The sequence below is a fragment of the Syntrophales bacterium genome, from assembly GCA_023229765.1.
In the GTDB taxonomy this organism is placed as follows: Bacteria; Desulfobacterota; Syntrophia; order Syntrophales; family UBA5619; genus DYTH01.
This window is the reverse complement of sequence record JALNYO010000005.1, coordinates 117429-133900: the sequence shown is the minus strand read 5'-3', so window position 1 is coordinate 133900 and position 16472 is coordinate 117429. Positions and strand designations below refer to the sequence as shown.

Sequence of the window (16472 nt, the reverse complement as noted above, 5' to 3'; positions counted from 1 at the left end):
ATCGGCGGTTATCCTATGGAATAGTGAATAGAAAAAAAGGGGAAAAATAAAATGGAACAGGTAAACATTCTGGACCGTATCACCGTCAACTCCGACGTGATGGTAGGAAAACCCACAATCAGGGGGCTGCGGATTACTGTCGAACAGTTGCTCAAAGCCTTGGCTAACGGCGTAACAAATGATGAAATCCTCGATGATTATCCGGAATTGGAAAAAGAGGACATCCGAGCTGCTCTTCTTTATGCATCGCAGTTGGTAGATGAAGAACGCGTTTATGCTGTTGGTTCAAATTAATCCGCTTACCGGTGACCCATGAAATTCCTGGTTGATGTAGTGGAAAAAAGGTCGAAGCCTGGCTCAGGAAAACGGTTTTGACGTGCTTTCCGTAAGGGATATTGACTCGAGTGCAAAGGATTCTCAGATTTTACGCTGGGCTGCAGAACAGCAGCGGATAGTGATTACCATGGACAAGGACTTTGGCGAATTGGTTTACAACACCGGCATACACCATGCCGGTGTTCTGATATTACGCCTCGAAGATGCCGATAGCGACACCAAGGTGGAGGTCACCAGGAAAATACTCACTGAATATCACGATAGAATTGAATCTCATTTCTGCGTATTTCAAGGGGGGAAACTCAGGATAAGAGGATAAATCCGGGAATAACTATTTACCCGGTTCCATCAAAACCGATTTCAGTTTATGCCCCCGTTTTGTCTCGGCACAAAAAGCAAAACTTAAGGAAAAAACGCCTTTTCCGGAAAGCTCTCCTACGAACGTTACGCCTGGTTTCACGGCATGGTTGCCTCAAGCGCGTTTCCCAACTCGGTCGGACTGGCCGCCCATTTCGACATATCCCGCAAACAGGCGCAGCGCGATATTGAATTCATGCGGGATCGCCTGAGCGCGCCACTTCTGTACAATGCCGGCCGCCGGGGATACGGATACGCAGATGGCAGTTACGAGCTGCCGCCCGTATGGCTGAAGGAGGAAGAAATTCAGGCGCTCAGCCTCGCCCTGCGGCTCTCCGCCGTCTTTCCCGTGCCGGCACGGGCGTTTATCTTAACCACCCGGCCGCGGGCGGCTAAAATTTTCTGCTGTTCATCTGTCGGCTTTATCTGAAGCAAAATTTCTTCTTTCGAGGTAATTGCAAAACTCCGTGTCATGCCCGAATGCTTTTGTCGGGCATCCATGATTTCAAATAGTTAAAAACTGGATTATGAACATTAAACTTCGTTTTCCCGCCCAGAAGCGTCGCGGGAATGACAGCGTTGGGAGTTTTGCAATTGGCTCTTTCGGGTAAAATTATCTTTTTTTCGAGGTTCCGGCAAACAAATAATCATGTCAAGCAAGCGACTTCTTTCTACACTTTAAAATAATATCAATAAGTTGCATACTTGTCTTTATGGGAAACATGAAAATGTGTCAACAGCAAATGGCAATACCGACATAATACTCATTTCAGAATAAGTCACAGATGAATTATATCAGCTTTATTTAGTCGAAAAATGGCATTATGTCCTCAGAATAATCAATAGTTTTACAGCCGGCCCAGTCGCTTCAGCGCCATACCGATCAATTCATCGGCATAATCTGCCATGAAAAGCGGAATATTCAGCAGATCGTCGTCGAGTTTCAGGTTCTGCATCGAAAAACGGATACGCAGCCTGACTTTGTCGCCGTACTTTTCCTTAAACTTTTTCAGGCTCATGCCCTCTACGTTGCCCCCCGATTTAATCTCAACGGGGAAGATGTCATTTTCTCTCTGAAGCAAATAATCAACCTCGAAGTGCGGGTTATCAATCGCCCAATAACGCGGAATTGTTTCAAATTGATTCATCAGCGCCTGAAGGATATAGTTTTCGCTCAGTGCCCCCCTGAATTCGACAAACAGACGCTCTCCTTCGCCGAAGGCTGACGGCGCGAGCAGCGACAGTCGGCGCAGCAAGCCGACATCTACCATATACAATTTAAAAGCCGATAAATCGTCATATCCGGAAACCGGCAATCCGGGGGCGGTGCTGCGATAAATCTTGTAAGTCAAGGCTGCATCGCAGAGCCATTGCAGGGCATCTTCATACTCCCTGGCCCTCGCGCCGCCCTTGACCGCCTTGTAGAGGAATTTCTTGTTTTCTCGCGCAAGCTGAGAGGGGATGGACTTCCAGATCAGGGAAAGCTTGGGGAAATCTCGCGGCGCGGAGTGTTTCGCAAAATCCCGTTCATAAGCGCCGAGGATGTTTGATAATGTCTGCTGCAGCAGCTCAACATCCCGCTCCTCTGTCCAGGCGCGAACAGCCTCCGGCATGCCGCCTATGACAAAATACATCTTCAGTTTTTCATGAAGCGGGTTGAAAAATGCGTCGGGAACTGGCTCGATAACTTCGATTTTCCGCATATATTCCGCAAGGTTTCCATCACCGTTGGCCGTCAGAAACTCGCTGAAGGTCATGGGCCTGACATCCAGAAAATCGACCTTGCCGACAGGAAACGAAACGGGCCGGGAAAGGGCAATGCCCAACAGCGACCCCGCACAGGCCACATGATATCCGGGCGCGTTTTCGCAAAAATACTTCAATGAATTCAAGGCTTCATAGCATTCCTGAATTTCATCGAAGATGACAAGCGTTTCCTGCGGCTTGACAATCTGGCCGCTTGCCATAACAAGGTTTTGCAGGATGCGGTCAACGTCTTTCGTCTTTTCAAAAAACTGTTTGTATTCCTCGTGCTCGTCGAAGTTAAAATAGGCAATATTATTGTAAAAACGCCTGCCGAATTCCTTCAGTATCCAGGTCTTGCCGACCTGACGGACGCCTTTGAGAATCAATGGCTTGCGATGCTTAGAATCTTTCCATTTCAATAAATCGTTTAATATCAATCGCTCCATATCGCACCTCCCCCGCTGGTTGTGGCTCAGGCTAGTTCATCACATAATTATAATTATTTTATGACTACATAATCACACTTTTATTTATTTTATGCGTCATGAGGGTGAAAAAAGCAAGCGTTATGATAAAAGACCAAGCCCAATATTTTGGATGTCGAAACAGGAATAAAAAGATGCGACGGCTACAGTTGCGGCGTTTTGTCATAAATCATAAACATGCGGCGCCAGATATATATTGACAAAAAAACATTTTAAGCTTAGCAATTACGCACGGTTCTAATAATCATTAATCAGCCCAGGAAACGGAGATATTGATACATAAAAATATTAACTGACCAATAGGGAAAAAACGCCTTGTCCGGAAAGCTCTCCTACGAACGTTACGCCTGGTTTCACGGCATGGTTGCCTCAGGCGCGTTTCCCAACTCGGTCGGACTGGCCGCCCATTTCGACATATCCCGCAAACAGGCGCAGCGTGATATCGAATTCATGCGGGATCGCCTGAGCGCGCCACTTCTGTACAATGCCGGCCGCCGGGGATACGGATACGCAGATGGCAGCTACGAGCTGCCGCCCGTATGGCTGAAGGAGGAAGAAATTCAGGCGCTCAGCCTCGCCCTGCGGCTCTCCGCCGCCATTCCCGACCGGAAAATCAAGAAATCCCTGCGCAGACTTATGGAACACTTCCTGTCTCTCAGCTCTGCCGCCGGCGCCCCGCTGGAATTCGAGAAACTGGAGGAAATGGTTTCGATTAAAAACGTGGCGTACTACCGTGTTCCGGAGGCGATCTTTCACACCATCGCCGCCGCTCTTTTCGGAGAAGGCGCGCTGAAAATTATCTACCATACGCCGTACAAAAACGAGACAACCGAACGAGTAATCCGGCCGCTGCACCTGCTGTGCTACATGGGAAACTGGCACCTGATCGCCTTTTGCGGCCTGCGTAAGCAGATACGGGATTTTGCCGTTTCCCGGATTCTTGCGGTTCAGCCCTCTGCCGAGACGCTGCCGCTTCCCCCGAACCTGCCGCCGATAAAAGAGTACCTCCGCCGTAATTTTGGAGTAATTGCGGGCAGTTGCTCGCAGAACGTGAAGCTGCGCTTTTCCCCGAAAATCTCGCCTTTGATCGCCGAGCAGGAATGGTATGAGGCGCAGGAGGTTTCCGTTAACAAAGACGGCAGCCTGAACCTGCGTTTCCCCGTCTCCGGCTTTGCCGAAGTCATGCGGGAAATCCTGAAATACGGCGGCGACGTCGAGGTTGTCGAGCCCGTAGAACTGCGAGATGCGATCAAGGAAGAAATCCGCCGGATGGGCAAACTGTACCGGTAAAAATAAATCGAAAAAATAATCTGGTAGGACATCATTTGTCCTACCAGTAGTGTTATAAGGGAAATCATGGGAGGGAATTATGGGGTCTTCTTCTCCTCGCCAACGCGGATTTTTTGATCTGGAGGCTGCCGTTCAGTGATAATGACGTAGAAAACATCGATATCCAATTACCCGCAAGTATGCATAAGGATAATAAAAATGAGTAAATCGAAAAAACTTCCTGACAATGAAATAACAGTTTACCAGACACCCGGCGGCAATATCAATATCGAGGTGCTCTATGCCAACGAGAACGTCTGGTTATCACAAAAGCGGATGGCGGAGCTCTTTGATTGCACCCCGGATAACATATCGCTTCACTTGAAAAACATATACAGGGAAGAAGAGCTCCATGAGGCGGCAACTACCGAGGAATTCTCGGTAGTTCAAAAGGAGGGGGGCCGTGCAGTTACCCGGAGCATCACCTGAAAAAATGGCCTTTCCAGTCATTCCCGGCTTTCCCGTTTTTGGGGGAATGACTAAAAATAGGGCAAAATGGAATTTTTCGGATATCGCCTTGACAGATCGAATCGACTGAAGACTTGACTTATCCAAGTAGGGGTTGCCATGGGAAAAATACTTGCTATTTTCAAAGGTAAAGGGATCAGAAAGGTCCTCCATAACGATGAGTGGTGGTTTTCGATCATTGATGTTGTGGTAGCGCTTACTGAAAGTGCTAATCCGCGCGACTATTGGTCCAAGATGAAAATCAGGATTAAGAGTGATGATGGACTCGAACTGTCGACAATTTGTCGACAGTTCAAATTGCCCGCGCCGGATGGAAAACAGCGCGAAACGGATTGTGCCAACACGGAAGGACTTTTCCGCATCATTCAGTCGATTCCCGCTCCTAAGTCCGAACCATTCAAACGCTGGCTGGCAAAAGTCGGTTACGAGCGCGTGCAGGAAATCGAAGACCCGGAGCTGGCCACAAAAAGAACAAAAGCGCTGTACCAGACCAAGGGATATTCCGACGACTGGATCGAAAAACGGGTGCGCGGAATTGCCATCCGGGCCGAACTGACTGACGAATGGAAGAAACGGCAAGTTGGGAAAGAGCGAGAGCATGACATTCTGACAGCAGAAATCTCCAAGGCCACCTTCAGCGTTACACCGTCTGAGTATAAAGATTTTAAGGGGCTGAAACGTGAAAATCTGCGGGATCACATGAACGATCTGGAATTAATTTTTTCGATGCTTGGTGAGGCCGCGACGACAGAAATCACCAAAACACAAGACGCCCAGGGTTTTGACGAAAACCGCACCGCCGCCCAAAAAGGCGGCCGGATCGCCGGAGACGCCCGCGTAAAGCTCGAAAAAGAAACAAAAAATCTGGTTGTCTCAAAAGAAAACTACCTGGATGCGCCGGAAAAGAGAAAGCGAGGAAGGTCGAAATCAATACGCGCGTGAGCCTATAGAGGATTTTCCATAATGTATATTGCTCGTTATCTTAAAGATGGCACTTCACAAAGTCTTGAAAATCATCTTCTTAGCTGTTCAGCTCTCGCTAAGAAATTTGCCCATAATGTTGGGCTGCCATCTTTTGGTGAGCTTGGCGGGCTGCTTCACGACCTCGGCAAATATTCATCGGAGTTTCAATCGTATTTGAAATCTGCGGCAGGAAAACTTGAACCAGATGACGATGAGTATGTTGATGCCAAAGGGAAAAAGGGGAAGATCGATCATTCATCGGCAGGAGCACAGTATTTGTGGGCCGCTGTTGAAAAGGAAGAGCCGCGCGTTAAACTGGCTGGTCAGGTACTTGCTCTTTCTTTGGCATCTCATCACTCTGGTCTGATAGACTGCCTTATGCCTGATGGCTCAGATGTTTTCGGTAAGAGAATGCGAAAGCCGTCCGACAAAACACACCTCGAAGAGATACGCCCGAAGGTTGATCCCGCAATATCGAATTCAATCCAAACGATATTATCGACTGGGCAACTCAAGGACGAAATACAGAATTGTTTAGAACTATTATTTAAAGGCGAACCTTCGCCTCAAATTCGAGAATTCAAACTCGGCATGGTGGCGAGATACATCTTTAGCTGCGTAATTGATGCCGATCGCCTGGATTCGGCGGGCCGCAAACCGAATGACAAACCTGATTGGCAGCCCCTTGTTGAAATATATGAGAAGCATCTTGTCGATCTTGCTTCGCAAAACCGCGTGGATGAAATTCGAGGCGATATTTCAAAATCGTGTCTTTCGTTTTCATCGAGAGAAAGGGGATTATTCAGACTTTCAGTTCCGACCGGAGGAGGCAAGACACTTGCGAGCCTGAGATTCGCGCTTCATCACGCACAACTTCACGGCATGGATCGGATCATCTATGTAGTGCCGTATACTTCGATCATTGACCAGAATGCTAATGTGGCTCGTAAAATATTTGAGCCTGAAGGATCGGCCATTATCGAGGGGAGGCAGATCGTTCTCGAACACCATTCTAACCTCTCGCCAAAGAATGATACGTGGCAAACAAAGGTTCTCTCTGAAAACTGGGATGCGCCAATAGTCTTCACCACGTCCGTGCAGCTTTTGGAATCGCTGTTCGCAACCGGAACACGAGGGGCTCGCCGTATGCATCAGCTTGCCAATGCCGTAGTTGTGTTCGATGAAATTCAAACCCTACCCATAAAGACCGTTCATCTTTTCAACAATGCGATCAACTTTCTGGTACAATCTTGCGGATCGTCGGTTGTCTTCTGTACAGCGACACAACCATTACTCGACAATGTCGATTCGGCAAAAGGTGCCGCACGACTTGCGGCCCAACCGGATATGATGCCCGACACTGAGAAGCTGTTCAGAGAATTGCGGCGTGTCGAGGTATTCGACAAGCGAAAACCGGGTGGCTGGTCGAGCGATAAAGTAGCTGATGCTGTACGAGAAGAGCTTGTCGAAACAGGAAGCGTGTTAGTCATAGTAAATACCAAGCTCCAAGCACGAGACCTTTTCAAAAAGTCCAAAGGGATGACTGAAATGGTCTATCACCTCAGCACGAGCATGTGTCCAGCACATAGGACCAGCATCATAGACGGGATGAAAGACTGCCTTCCAGATAAAAGAAAAGTCATCTGCATAAGCACTCAATTGATTGAGGCTGGTGTAGATATCGACTTCGGCTCCGTCATTCGGTCCTTTGCGGGACTTGACTCCATCGCTCAAGCCGCAGGTCGGTGCAATCGCAATGGCAATCGTCGTAAAGGTAAGGTGCTTGTACTCAATATGTCGGAAGAAACCTTGGACAGACTTCCTGACATACGGAAAGCTCAAGAGCAATGTAGTCGTGTCCTCTGTGAATACAGAGCTAACCCGGACAAGTACGAGCACGATATGTTACACCCGGCGCTGATGGAGCTTTATTATAAATGCTACTTCTATGGCCGAAAGGATGAGATGAGTTATTCTATCGGGAAAGACAGAATTGGTCGGGACGACAATTTGCTCTCAATGCTTTCGACCAATGCGGGTTCGGTCGATGCTTATAAACGAAGCCAAAGGACTGCTCCCCCCTTCTCTCTTCGCCAGTCGTTCAAATCTGCCGGAGAAGCATTCGAGGTAATAGACGCGCCGACAGAAGGCGTAATCGTGCCTTACGGTAACGAGGGAAAACGGCTTATTGCCGAGCTATCACCAGCTTCACCGTTCGAGGACAAAAGCCTATTGCTTAAACGGGCTCAGAGGTACTCCGTCAATCTATTCCCGTATGAGCTTTTGAAGCTGAAAGAGCGGCAATACGTTTATCCGGCATGGGAAGGAAGTGATTATCTGTGTCTCGATTCGCAACATTATAGCGAAGAGTTCGGTGTAAGCCTCGAAGCGGTAGGTCTTATGGATTTTCTCAATGTATGAAGGAGGAGGACAAATCGATGAATAACAGCGTTGATTTCAAAGTGCACGGGAAATTCGCACTCTTTACCGACCCGTTGACCAAGATTGGCGGCGAGAAATGTTCTTACCATGTGCCGACCTATGAGGCGCTCAAAGGAATAGCGAAGTCAATATATTGGAAGCCGACCTTCGTCTGGGTCATCGACAAAGTGCGGATTATGAAAAGGATACGGACGCAATCGAAAAGCATGAAGCCCCTTGATTTCAGTGGTGGAAATTCGCTCGCCATTTATACCTACCTTGCCGATGTCGAATATCAGGTGAGGGCGCATTTCGTGTGGAACCCTTTCCGCGAGGACATGGCGAAAGACCGCATCGACGGAAAGCATTGGAGCGTTGCCAATAGGATGATTGATCGGGGCGGCAGGCAAGACATTTTTTTCGGGACGAGGGAGTGCCAAGGCTATGTCGAGCAATGTGTATTCGGTGACGGCAAAGGAGTATACGACGATGCTGGAGAACTCGCTTTTGGTCTCATGTTTCATGGCTTTGATTATCCTGATGAGATCGGAAAGAATGAACTCTGGAGCAGGTTCAGCAGGCCGGTGATGAAAGACGGCATTATTGAATTCGATAGACCCAAAGATTGTACCATCCGAAAACTTGTTCGCGAGATGATACCCAAGCCGCCCAAGTCCGTGGGTCTCGAAGAGGAGGGGCTTTGCCATGAGTTGGATTGAGAAACTGTACCGAACTTATGAAAACTGCGAACGAGAGATTGGGAATCCAAATGACGAGGTTCCACTTCTGCCAGTCTGCCATTCGACGCAAAAGGCGCACATAACTATCACCATTGACGGAGAAGGTAACTTCCTTAGGGCGGTATTGGTTCCCAAGCTCGAGTCGCGAACTATAATCCCTGCCACTGAGGACTCAGCCGGGAGGACGAGCGGCACTACACCCCATCCCCTTTGCGATAAGCTGCAATATGTTGCGGCTGACTACAAGGAATACGGAGGCGAGAAAGACCTCTGCTATGAAATGTATCTTGAGTTGTTGAAAAAGTGGTCCGCTTCCGATCTGGATAATATGAAGCTTCAAGCCGTTCTTAAGTATGTATCGAAGGGGCGCACGATTGAAGATCTCGTTACTGCAAAAATATTACATTGTGCATTTGATGGTAGCGAACAACCCGCGCTTGCCAATCAAAGACCTGAGAGCGGAAGCAAACAAGATAAAAGTAAATTCGATATATTCTCACTTCTCCCCGGAGGGTTTGATAAAGACGGAAAATACAAACCTTGGCAAGCCGATGCATTCATCCGCTGGTCGATAGAAATCCCTGATGTGCTTCATTCTGAGGTTTGGTCAGACAAGGAGCTATGGGATTTATGGCAAAAATATTACCGGAGCCTTAAACCAGATAAGGGGCTGTGCTATGTAACTGGCGAAGAAACGACTTTGGCCGATATGCATCCCGCTAAGATAAGAAATGATGGCGACAAGGCGAAACTAATTTCATCAGGAAAAACGAAAGATAAGAATGGGAAGATTAAGGTCAATGACAACTGCGGCTACACTTTCAGTGGACGGTTTACGACATCGGACGAAGCTTGTGGCGTCAGTTTTGACTCTACCCAGAAAGCGCATAACGCTTTGAGATGGTTGATATCACGGCAAGGGAAAAAAGGCGTTCAATCAGTTATCGCATGGGCTGTTTCAGGAGCTGACATTCCCGACCCCTTTGCCGACACATACTCCCTCGTATCCGGGGATACGAATGAAGAAGCCCCAAAGAAAGACTGCTACACAGCACAGGAGTTCGGCACGGCATTTTCCAAGAGAATCGAGGGGTATTCCAAAGCTATAGGACCAACAGACGATATCGTTGTCATGGCTCTTGACTCAGCTACTCCCGGTCGAATGGCGATTACCTTTTACCGCGAACTGACCGGTTCTGATTTGATCGCGAGGGTTGAAGAGTGGCACTCGGGGTGTAAGTGGCATCAAGATTACGGCAACGGTGTCGTCTTCGACGGCGCTCCTTCACCAAAAGATATTGCAGAAGTTGCGTTTGGGACATGGCGAGACAAAAAAATGCACATTGACGAGAAGCTTCGCAAGGCAACGGTCGAGCGCCTCCTTCCCTGCATCGTCGATCGAACTCCGATACCCCGCGATCTCGTCGTGTCATGCGTCAGACGCGCAAGCAACAGAAACGGAATAGAAAGGTGGGCATGGGAGAAGGCTCTCGGGATTGCCTGTGCTCTTTACAGACATCACAACACAGAAAGGCGGTACGATATGGCACTAGAAAAGGATCGAACAACGAGAGACTATCTCTATGGACGTCTTCTCGCTATGGCGGAGCGGTTAGAAAGTGATGCTCTCAGACTGGCCGACGAAAATAGGGAGACGAATGCGGCAAGGTTGATGCAACGATTTGCGGATAGGCCATATTCGACATGGCGCACAATCGAGCTGTCACTCGCACCTTACAAATCACGACTCAGGTCGAGGCAGGCAGGATGGTTGTACCTTTTGGAGAAGGAGATAGACAATATCATCTGCTCGTTCGGCGCCGATGATTTTATTTCCGACAAGGGCTTATCCGGGGAATTTCTTATAGGTTACCATTGCCAGCGGTCTGCTCGACTTGGGAAAGAAGGAAAGAAAGACCAAGATGCAGAATCAATGAAATCAAATGAAGAAATCAATGAGGGAGGAGAATGACATGAGCGAAAAAAAAACAAGTCTCACAAAGAAAATCGATTTTGCGGTAGTGTTTCGGGTCAAGAATGCCAACCCAAACGGCGATCCTCTGAACGGCAATCGGCCTCGGACAACCTACGAAGGCGAAGGCGAAGTGTCCGATGTTTGCATTAAGCGCAAGATTCGCAATCGCCTCATGGAAAGAGACGTTCCAATTTTTGTCCAATCCGACGATAGCAAGATAGACAAGCATGTTAGCCTGAAATCTCGTGCTGACGAGGGTCTCCAGGGAGCCAAGGGAACTGAAAATATTATCGATACGGCATGTAATAAATGGTTCGATGTGCGCGCTTTCGGTCAGTTATTCGCCTTCAAAGCATCAGGTGGGAAAAAAGGTAAGGCAAAAGAAGGGGAAGAGGCAAGCGAGGACAAGAGCGTATCGATTGGCATACGTGGTCCAGTAACTGTACAGCCGGCGTTCAGTGTGAGCCCGGTCAGTATAACGAGCGAACAAATAACCAAAAGCGTAAGTAGCGAAGGCGATGGTACGAAACGTGGCTCTGACACAATGGGAATGAAGCATCGGGTAGACCACGGTATCTACGTCTTCTATGGAAGCATGAGCCCTCAGCTCGCAAGGAAAACAGGGTTTAATGATGATGATGCTCAGAAGATAAAAGAGGTACTCCCGAAACTCTTCGAAAATGATGAATCTTCCGCGCGGCCAGCAGGTACGATGGAGGTTCTCAAGGTTGTCTGGTGGAAACACAATTGTTCTTCCGGCCAAACATCATCCGCAAAAGTTCATCGCAGTCTTATCGTAAAGGATACGGACAAGCTCGACGAGTTACTTTCATGGGAAGAAGGCAAAGGGCCCGAAGGCAATCCTACCAATTGGCCGAGACCGGAAATTATTGAAGGATATTGAAAATCGGGAAACAATAGATGGAAATTCATCTTGGGGTTTTCAAAGGAAAGCGGATTTGGCAAGAGCCTCATAATGGGGAATGGTGGTTCTCAATGATTTATATTGCCGGAGAGATGTCGGGCTCCGAACGTCCAGGAAAGTATTGTAGCGACTTACAGAAGAATATCTCTGTAGAAGGACCCTCAGAGTTGTTCGAAGAAATCGGACAACTGACAATGAAGTCAGCAGATGGGAAATTCTATGAAAACGATTGTGCCGTACCGAATTTACGGATCGGCGATAGGGTGGTTAATGAAAACAAACAATGAACAAGTATCTAAAAAAGGCGGACTGATTCTCTACCAGACGGCTGACGGACAGACGAAAATCGAGGTTCGGCTACAAGATGAGACCGTCTGGTTGAGTCAAAAACTGATGGCAGAGTTGTTTCAGAAGGATGTCAGGACAATCAATGAGCACATCAAAAACATCTTTACCGAGGGAGAACTATCATCGGAATCAGTTATCCGGAATTTCCGGATAACTGCCGCTGACGGGAAAAATTATGATACGGCGCATTACAACCTCGACGTGATCATTTCCGTCGGCTACCGGGTGAAATCCCTGCGCGGCACGCAGTTTCGCATTTGGGCCACCCAACGGCTGCGGGAATACATTATCAAGGGGTTTGCCCTTGACGATGAGCGGCTGAAAAAGGCCGGGAACATCGGCTACTTCGACGAACTGCTCGCCCGCATCCGGGACATCCGCTCCTCCGAAAAGATCTTCTGGCGGAAGATCCTGGACATCTACGCGACAAGCATCGACTACGCGCCGGATGCGGAGATGTCGCGGCAGTTTTTCGCTGCTGTTCAGAACAAGATGCACTGGGCCGCCCACGGGCAGACGGCCGCCGAGGTAATCTACCGCCGCGCCGATGCCGCAAAACCGCACATGGGGATGACGGTCTGGTCGGGGGAAGCGCCCCGGAAGGCGGATGCCGAGGTTGCCAAGAATTACCTGAACGAAAAAGAGCTTGACCTTCTGAACCGGATTGTCAGCATGTATCTGGACTTCGCCGAGCTTCAGGCCCTGGGCCGCCACCCCATGCACATGCGAGACTGGCTGGCAAAGCTGGACGATTTTCTCAAGCTCAGCGGACGGGACATCCTGACCGACGCCGGGAAGATTACCCATGACGAGGCACTGGCAAAGGCTCATGCCGAATACGAGCTTTACCATCGGGAACTGATCAATGCGACTTCCGAAGTTGAATTGCACTGTCTGGAGGCAATCGAAGAGGTAAAGCGAATCGCTGATACCCCAAAGCGAGGACGCAGAAAATGACGGACGAGCCGTTAGACAACCTTGTCATGCTTTCGGCCCTGCAACACTACGCCTTCTGTCCGCGCCAGTGCGCCCTGATCCATATCGAGCAGATTTGGCAGGAGAATGTGCGCACCGCCGAAGGGCGAATTATGCATGAACATGTGCACGAAGAAAATCATGCCGTCCGGGGCGATATCAGGATTGACTACGGCGTGTCGATTAGGTCGCTCCGCGTGGGGCTGATCGGAAAAGCCGATGTGGTGGAGTTTCACCGACAACTGGAAGGTTCCTGGCTTCCCTTTCCCGTTGAATACAAAAGGGGAAAGCCAAAGGCAGACAATAGCGACAAGGTTCAGCTTTGCGCGCAGGCAATCTGCCTGGAGGAGATGCTTTCCGTTGCTATTCCCGCAGGGGCTCTTTTCTATGGCCAGACAAAGCGAAGGTTTGACGTTTCCTTTGATACGGCTCTGCGCCGGGAGACGGAAGAGACTGCCCGCCTGACACGCGAATTAATAAACTCCGGCATTACGCCCCCGCCGGTTTATTCGAAGCGGTGCGAAAACTGCTCGCTGATATCAGAGTGTCTGCCGAAAGCCATGCAGAAACAGCGCTCAGTTCAAAAATATCTTGAGCTTGCGCGGGGAAAGTAATGAAAAATATTCTTGCCGAAAGCTTAAAGACCTGCAAATTCAAGGTGCTATTGAATGTCTTGGCCGTGGAAGAAACGCAAAATGGAACAAGCGCGGTAATTAGGTAATAGCGCCAGATATGGGTAATAAATTAGGTATTATACGTGATATGGGGAGCGATGAAAAAATACCTCAACACCCTGTTTGTCACAACTCAGGGCGCATATCTTGCCAAAGAGGGCGAGACGATAGTCGTCAAAATTGAGAAGGAAATCCGCCTTCGGCTTCCCGTCCATACGATAGGCGGGATTGTCTGCTTTGGGAATGTGTCGTGCAGCCCCTTTTTAATGGGCTTTTGCGCGGAAAATGGCGTCGGCATCAGTTTTCTAACGGAACACGGGCGCTTTCTTGCGCGTGTGCAGGGGCCGGTCTCCGGGAATGTTCTCCTCCGGCGGGAGCAATATCGCAAGGCCGATGACGTGCAGGCCTCCGCCGATATCGCGCGGGCGGTTTTGACCGGCAAGATCGCCAACAGCCGGACCGTCCTTCAGCGTGCGCTTCGTGATCATGCGGATAAGATCGATGCGGATAAGGTGGGTTTTGCCGTAAAGCGTTTGAGCAATTATCTCGAACAGTTGAATAAAAATAGGCCGCTGGATGAACTCAGGGGATGCGAGGGGGACGCGGCGCATATTTACTTCAGCGTCTTCGACCACCTGATCGTGGCACAGAAAGAGGCCTTTTCGTTCCAGGAGCGAAACCGCCGGCCACCGCTGGACAACGTCAATGCCCTGCTTTCTTTCATTTATACGCTACTTGTGCATGATGTCCGCTCAGCCCTGGAGGGAGTCGGGCTTGATCCGGCGGTGGGATTTCTCCATCGGGATCGTCCCGGGAGGCCAAGCTTAGCCCTCGACATGATGGAGGAATTCCGGTCGTTTTTGGCTGACCGGCTGACCCTTTCACTGATCAACCTCCGCCAGGTGCAGGGAAAGGGATTTAAAAAGAGCGAATCAGGCGCGGTACTGATGACGGACGATACCCGCAAGACCGTGCTTGTGGCTTATCAGGAACGAAAGCAGGAGGAAATCGTGCATCCCTTTCTGGAGGAAAAGGTTACAATAGGGACGCTTTTTCATATACAGGCAATGCTAATGGCAAGGTATCTGCGAGGCGATCTTGATGGTTATCCGCCTTTTATATGGAAGTAAGGGGGGGCAGTGTCCCTTGCCGGGGTAGGGATTGAGGTGAGATAAGGAGGTGTAATGCTTGTTCTTGTCAGTTATGATGTCGCAACGGTCGTTCCGGCGGGGCAGAGACGCCTGCATCGGGTGGCCAAGACCTGCCAGAACTACGGCCAGCGGGTGCAGTACTCGGTTTTTGAGTGCATCGTTGACCCGGCACAGTGGGCAGAACTGCGAAACAAACTGATCAAGGAAATCAATCCAGCGGAAGACAGTCTGCGTTTTTATTTTCTTGGCTCGAACTGGAAACACCGGGTTGAGCATATTGGCGCAAAGAAATCGTTGGATCAGGAGGGACCGTTGATAGTCTAAATGACCACCGCGAACCAGAAGCTGTCATGATTTCCCCGGGCACTTCGCGCTAATCGTAAATGAGTGATTCTACAAGTTATTTAGAAATAGCTCTTTGACAAGTGGAAGTGAATGCATTTTTTTGAAAAGGTGCGCGAAATGATACAAATATTGTTTGTTGTGTAGGTATGTTACAGAAATACAGTCGCCCCCCGCGCGGGGGCGTGGATTGAAATGGCACCATCGGCCTGACGCCCGCCGGAGAGGAGCCGTCGCCCCCCGCGCGGGGGCGTGGATTGAAATGCCGAGACTGCTCAAAAGAAATCCAAGCGGGTCCGGTCGCCCCCCGCGCGGGGGCGTGGATTGAAATGATCCGACCTGCAATGGGAAGATGATGAGGCTCGGGTCGCCCCCCGCGCGGGGGCGTGGATTGAAATCAGTTCATCAAGCCGGGCTTGTAACTGCGCGATCGTCGCCCCCCGCGCGGGGGCGTGGATTGAAATGCCGAGTCGCCTGTGAATGACGGCCTGGTCGCGGTCGCCCCCCGCGCGGGGGCGTGGATTGAAATACCCTCGGAAAGCGGCAATACGCCATCAGCCAGGGTCGCCCCCCGCGCGGGGGCGTGGATTGAAATTACTGATCGGCGAAGACGAATTGAAGGGGCGGATGTCGCCCCCCGCGCGGGGGCGTGGATTGAAATTAAATGTTTTGAGCTCCAACTGTTCCATCCTGAAGTCGCCCCCCGCGCGGGGGCGTGGATTGAAATTTAGCAGGGCTGGTAGCCGCCTGGAGTGTGATCCGTCGCCCCCCGCGCGGGGGCGTGGATTGAAATTGGATCGGCCTGACCTTAAAACCAGAGCACCGCAGTCGCCCCCCGCGCGGGGGCGTGGATTGAAATTTATCGCTCGTGCAATATCGAAGCGCGGCACAAGTCGCCCCCCGCGCGGGGGCGTGGATTGAAATCCGGGATCAGCCCCCAGGCTGACGGCGACAACGGTCGCCCCCCGCGCGGGGGCGTGGATTGAAATTCCGCCTGATCGCGATGATGCCCCGGCCCCGATCGTCGCCCCCCGCGCGGGGGCGTGGATTGAAATCCGACGAGGAGGTCCGGCCGCTTTTCCTGAATCAGTCGCCCCCCGCGCGGGGGCGTGGATTGAAATCCTCCTCCCGGAGGTCGCCCCGGCGGGACCCGCAGTCGCCCCCCGCGCGGGGGCGTGGATTGAAATGACAACAAGAGTGAGGAAGGGCGGCGCTTTTTCGTCGCCCCCCGCGCGGG

At 50.3% G+C, this 16472-nt stretch carries 15 protein-coding genes and 1 CRISPR repeat array (1 of these 16 only partly in view); of the genes, 14 read left to right on the top strand and 1 reads right to left on the bottom strand.

The window, feature by feature from the left end; all coding sequences use genetic code 11:
* Positions 1 to 51: 51 nt before the first annotated feature.
* Complete coding sequence (locus M0P74_04745; protein MCK9362888.1) at positions 52 to 294, top strand: DUF433 domain-containing protein; 243 nt, start codon at positions 52 to 54, stop codon at positions 292 to 294.
* A 505-nt stretch (positions 295 to 799) separates the two neighbouring features.
* Complete coding sequence (locus M0P74_04740; protein MCK9362887.1) at positions 800 to 1123, top strand: hypothetical protein; 324 nt, start codon at positions 800 to 802, stop codon at positions 1121 to 1123.
* A gap of 418 nt (positions 1124 to 1541) precedes the next feature.
* Here M0P74_04740 and M0P74_04735 read toward each other — a convergent pair whose 3' ends face one another.
* A complete protein-coding gene (locus M0P74_04735) occupies positions 1542 to 2885 on the bottom strand; it encodes an ATP-binding protein (GenBank protein ID MCK9362886.1) in 1344 nt (447 codons plus the stop codon).
* Between the two features lie 354 nt (positions 2886 to 3239).
* Here M0P74_04735 and M0P74_04730 point away from each other — a divergent pair, with 354 nt between their 5' ends.
* The 12 genes from M0P74_04730 to cas2 all read left to right on the top strand — a co-directional run bounded on the left by M0P74_04730 (position 3240) and on the right by cas2 (position 15217).
* Positions 3240 to 4214, top strand: coding sequence for a WYL domain-containing protein (locus M0P74_04730; protein ID MCK9362885.1), 975 nt, complete (start codon positions 3240 to 3242; stop codon positions 4212 to 4214).
* A gap of 198 nt (positions 4215 to 4412) precedes the next feature.
* The gene (locus tag M0P74_04725) at positions 4413 to 4682 is read left to right on the top strand and encodes a hypothetical protein (protein MCK9362884.1); all 270 of its coding nucleotides are present in this window, start codon (positions 4413 to 4415) and stop codon (positions 4680 to 4682) included.
* A 138-nt stretch (positions 4683 to 4820) separates the two neighbouring features.
* The gene (locus M0P74_04720) at positions 4821 to 5663 is read left to right on the top strand and encodes a Bro-N domain-containing protein (protein MCK9362883.1); all 843 of its coding nucleotides are present in this window, start codon (positions 4821 to 4823) and stop codon (positions 5661 to 5663) included.
* A gap of 21 nt (positions 5664 to 5684) precedes the next feature.
* A complete protein-coding gene (cas3, locus tag M0P74_04715; protein ID MCK9362882.1) occupies positions 5685 to 8105 on the top strand; it encodes a CRISPR-associated helicase Cas3' in 2421 nt (806 codons plus the stop codon).
* Positions 8106 to 8122: 17 nt separating this feature from the next.
* Positions 8123 to 8824, top strand: coding sequence for a type I-C CRISPR-associated protein Cas5c (cas5c, locus tag M0P74_04710; protein MCK9362881.1), 702 nt, complete (start codon positions 8123 to 8125; stop codon positions 8822 to 8824).
* Positions 8811 to 10817: a type I-C CRISPR-associated protein Cas8c/Csd1 gene (cas8c, locus tag M0P74_04705; protein ID MCK9362880.1), complete on the top strand. Its 2007-nt coding sequence runs from the start codon at positions 8811 to 8813 to the stop codon at positions 10815 to 10817. The genes cas5c and cas8c overlap by 14 nt, the downstream gene beginning before the upstream one ends.
* Before the next feature lies 1 nt (position 10818).
* The gene (cas7c, locus tag M0P74_04700) at positions 10819 to 11724 is read left to right on the top strand and encodes a type I-C CRISPR-associated protein Cas7/Csd2 (GenBank protein MCK9362879.1); all 906 of its coding nucleotides are present in this window, start codon (positions 10819 to 10821) and stop codon (positions 11722 to 11724) included.
* A 17-nt stretch (positions 11725 to 11741) separates the two neighbouring features.
* The gene (locus tag M0P74_04695; protein MCK9362878.1) at positions 11742 to 12032 is read left to right on the top strand and encodes a hypothetical protein; all 291 of its coding nucleotides are present in this window, start codon (positions 11742 to 11744) and stop codon (positions 12030 to 12032) included.
* Positions 12016 to 13050, top strand: a complete 1035-nt coding sequence (locus tag M0P74_04690; protein ID MCK9362877.1) for a virulence RhuM family protein — start codon at positions 12016 to 12018, stop codon at positions 13048 to 13050. Before M0P74_04695 ends, M0P74_04690 begins: the two co-directional genes overlap by 17 nt.
* Positions 13047 to 13682: a CRISPR-associated protein Cas4 gene (gene cas4 / locus M0P74_04685; GenBank protein MCK9362876.1), complete on the top strand. Its 636-nt coding sequence runs from the start codon at positions 13047 to 13049 to the stop codon at positions 13680 to 13682. Before M0P74_04690 ends, cas4 begins: the two co-directional genes overlap by 4 nt.
* A gap of 158 nt (positions 13683 to 13840) precedes the next feature.
* A complete protein-coding gene (cas1c, locus tag M0P74_04680) occupies positions 13841 to 14872 on the top strand; it encodes a type I-C CRISPR-associated endonuclease Cas1c (protein MCK9362875.1) in 1032 nt (343 codons plus the stop codon).
* Between the two features lie 54 nt (positions 14873 to 14926).
* Positions 14927 to 15217 carry a CRISPR-associated endonuclease Cas2 gene (gene cas2 / locus M0P74_04675; GenBank protein ID MCK9362874.1) on the top strand — a complete coding sequence of 97 codons (291 nt, stop codon included), beginning with the start codon at positions 14927 to 14929 and terminating at the stop codon, positions 15215 to 15217.
* A gap of 183 nt (positions 15218 to 15400) precedes the next feature.
* A CRISPR array of direct repeats spans positions 15401 to 16472; the repeat unit is 32 nt; unit sequence GTCGCCCCCCGCGCGGGGGCGTGGATTGAAAT; it runs 5816 nt beyond the window's last position.

Coding starts and splice junctions, on each gene's coding strand:
- M0P74_04725 (MCK9362884.1), top strand. CDS start 4,413: ATGAGTAAATCGAAAAAACTTCCTGACAATGAAATAACAGTTTACCAG.
- cas4 (MCK9362876.1), top strand. CDS start 13,047: ATGACGGACGAGCCGTTAGACAACCTTGTCATGCTTTCGGCCCTGCAA.
- cas2 (MCK9362874.1), top strand. CDS start 14,927: ATGCTTGTTCTTGTCAGTTATGATGTCGCAACGGTCGTTCCGGCGGGG.
- cas1c (MCK9362875.1), top strand. CDS start 13,841: ATGAAAAAATACCTCAACACCCTGTTTGTCACAACTCAGGGCGCATAT.
- cas5c (MCK9362881.1), top strand. CDS start 8,123: ATGAATAACAGCGTTGATTTCAAAGTGCACGGGAAATTCGCACTCTTT.
- M0P74_04695 (MCK9362878.1), top strand. CDS start 11,742: ATGGAAATTCATCTTGGGGTTTTCAAAGGAAAGCGGATTTGGCAAGAG.
- M0P74_04745 (MCK9362888.1), top strand. CDS start 52: ATGGAACAGGTAAACATTCTGGACCGTATCACCGTCAACTCCGACGTG.
- M0P74_04735 (MCK9362886.1), bottom strand. CDS start 2,885: ATGGAGCGATTGATATTAAACGATTTATTGAAATGGAAAGATTCTAAG.
- M0P74_04720 (MCK9362883.1), top strand. CDS start 4,821: ATGGGAAAAATACTTGCTATTTTCAAAGGTAAAGGGATCAGAAAGGTC.
- M0P74_04690 (MCK9362877.1), top strand. CDS start 12,016: ATGAAAACAAACAATGAACAAGTATCTAAAAAAGGCGGACTGATTCTC.
- cas3 (MCK9362882.1), top strand. CDS start 5,685: ATGTATATTGCTCGTTATCTTAAAGATGGCACTTCACAAAGTCTTGAA.
- cas8c (MCK9362880.1), top strand. CDS start 8,811: ATGAGTTGGATTGAGAAACTGTACCGAACTTATGAAAACTGCGAACGA.
- cas7c (MCK9362879.1), top strand. CDS start 10,819: ATGAGCGAAAAAAAAACAAGTCTCACAAAGAAAATCGATTTTGCGGTA.
- M0P74_04740 (MCK9362887.1), top strand. CDS start 800: ATGGTTGCCTCAAGCGCGTTTCCCAACTCGGTCGGACTGGCCGCCCAT.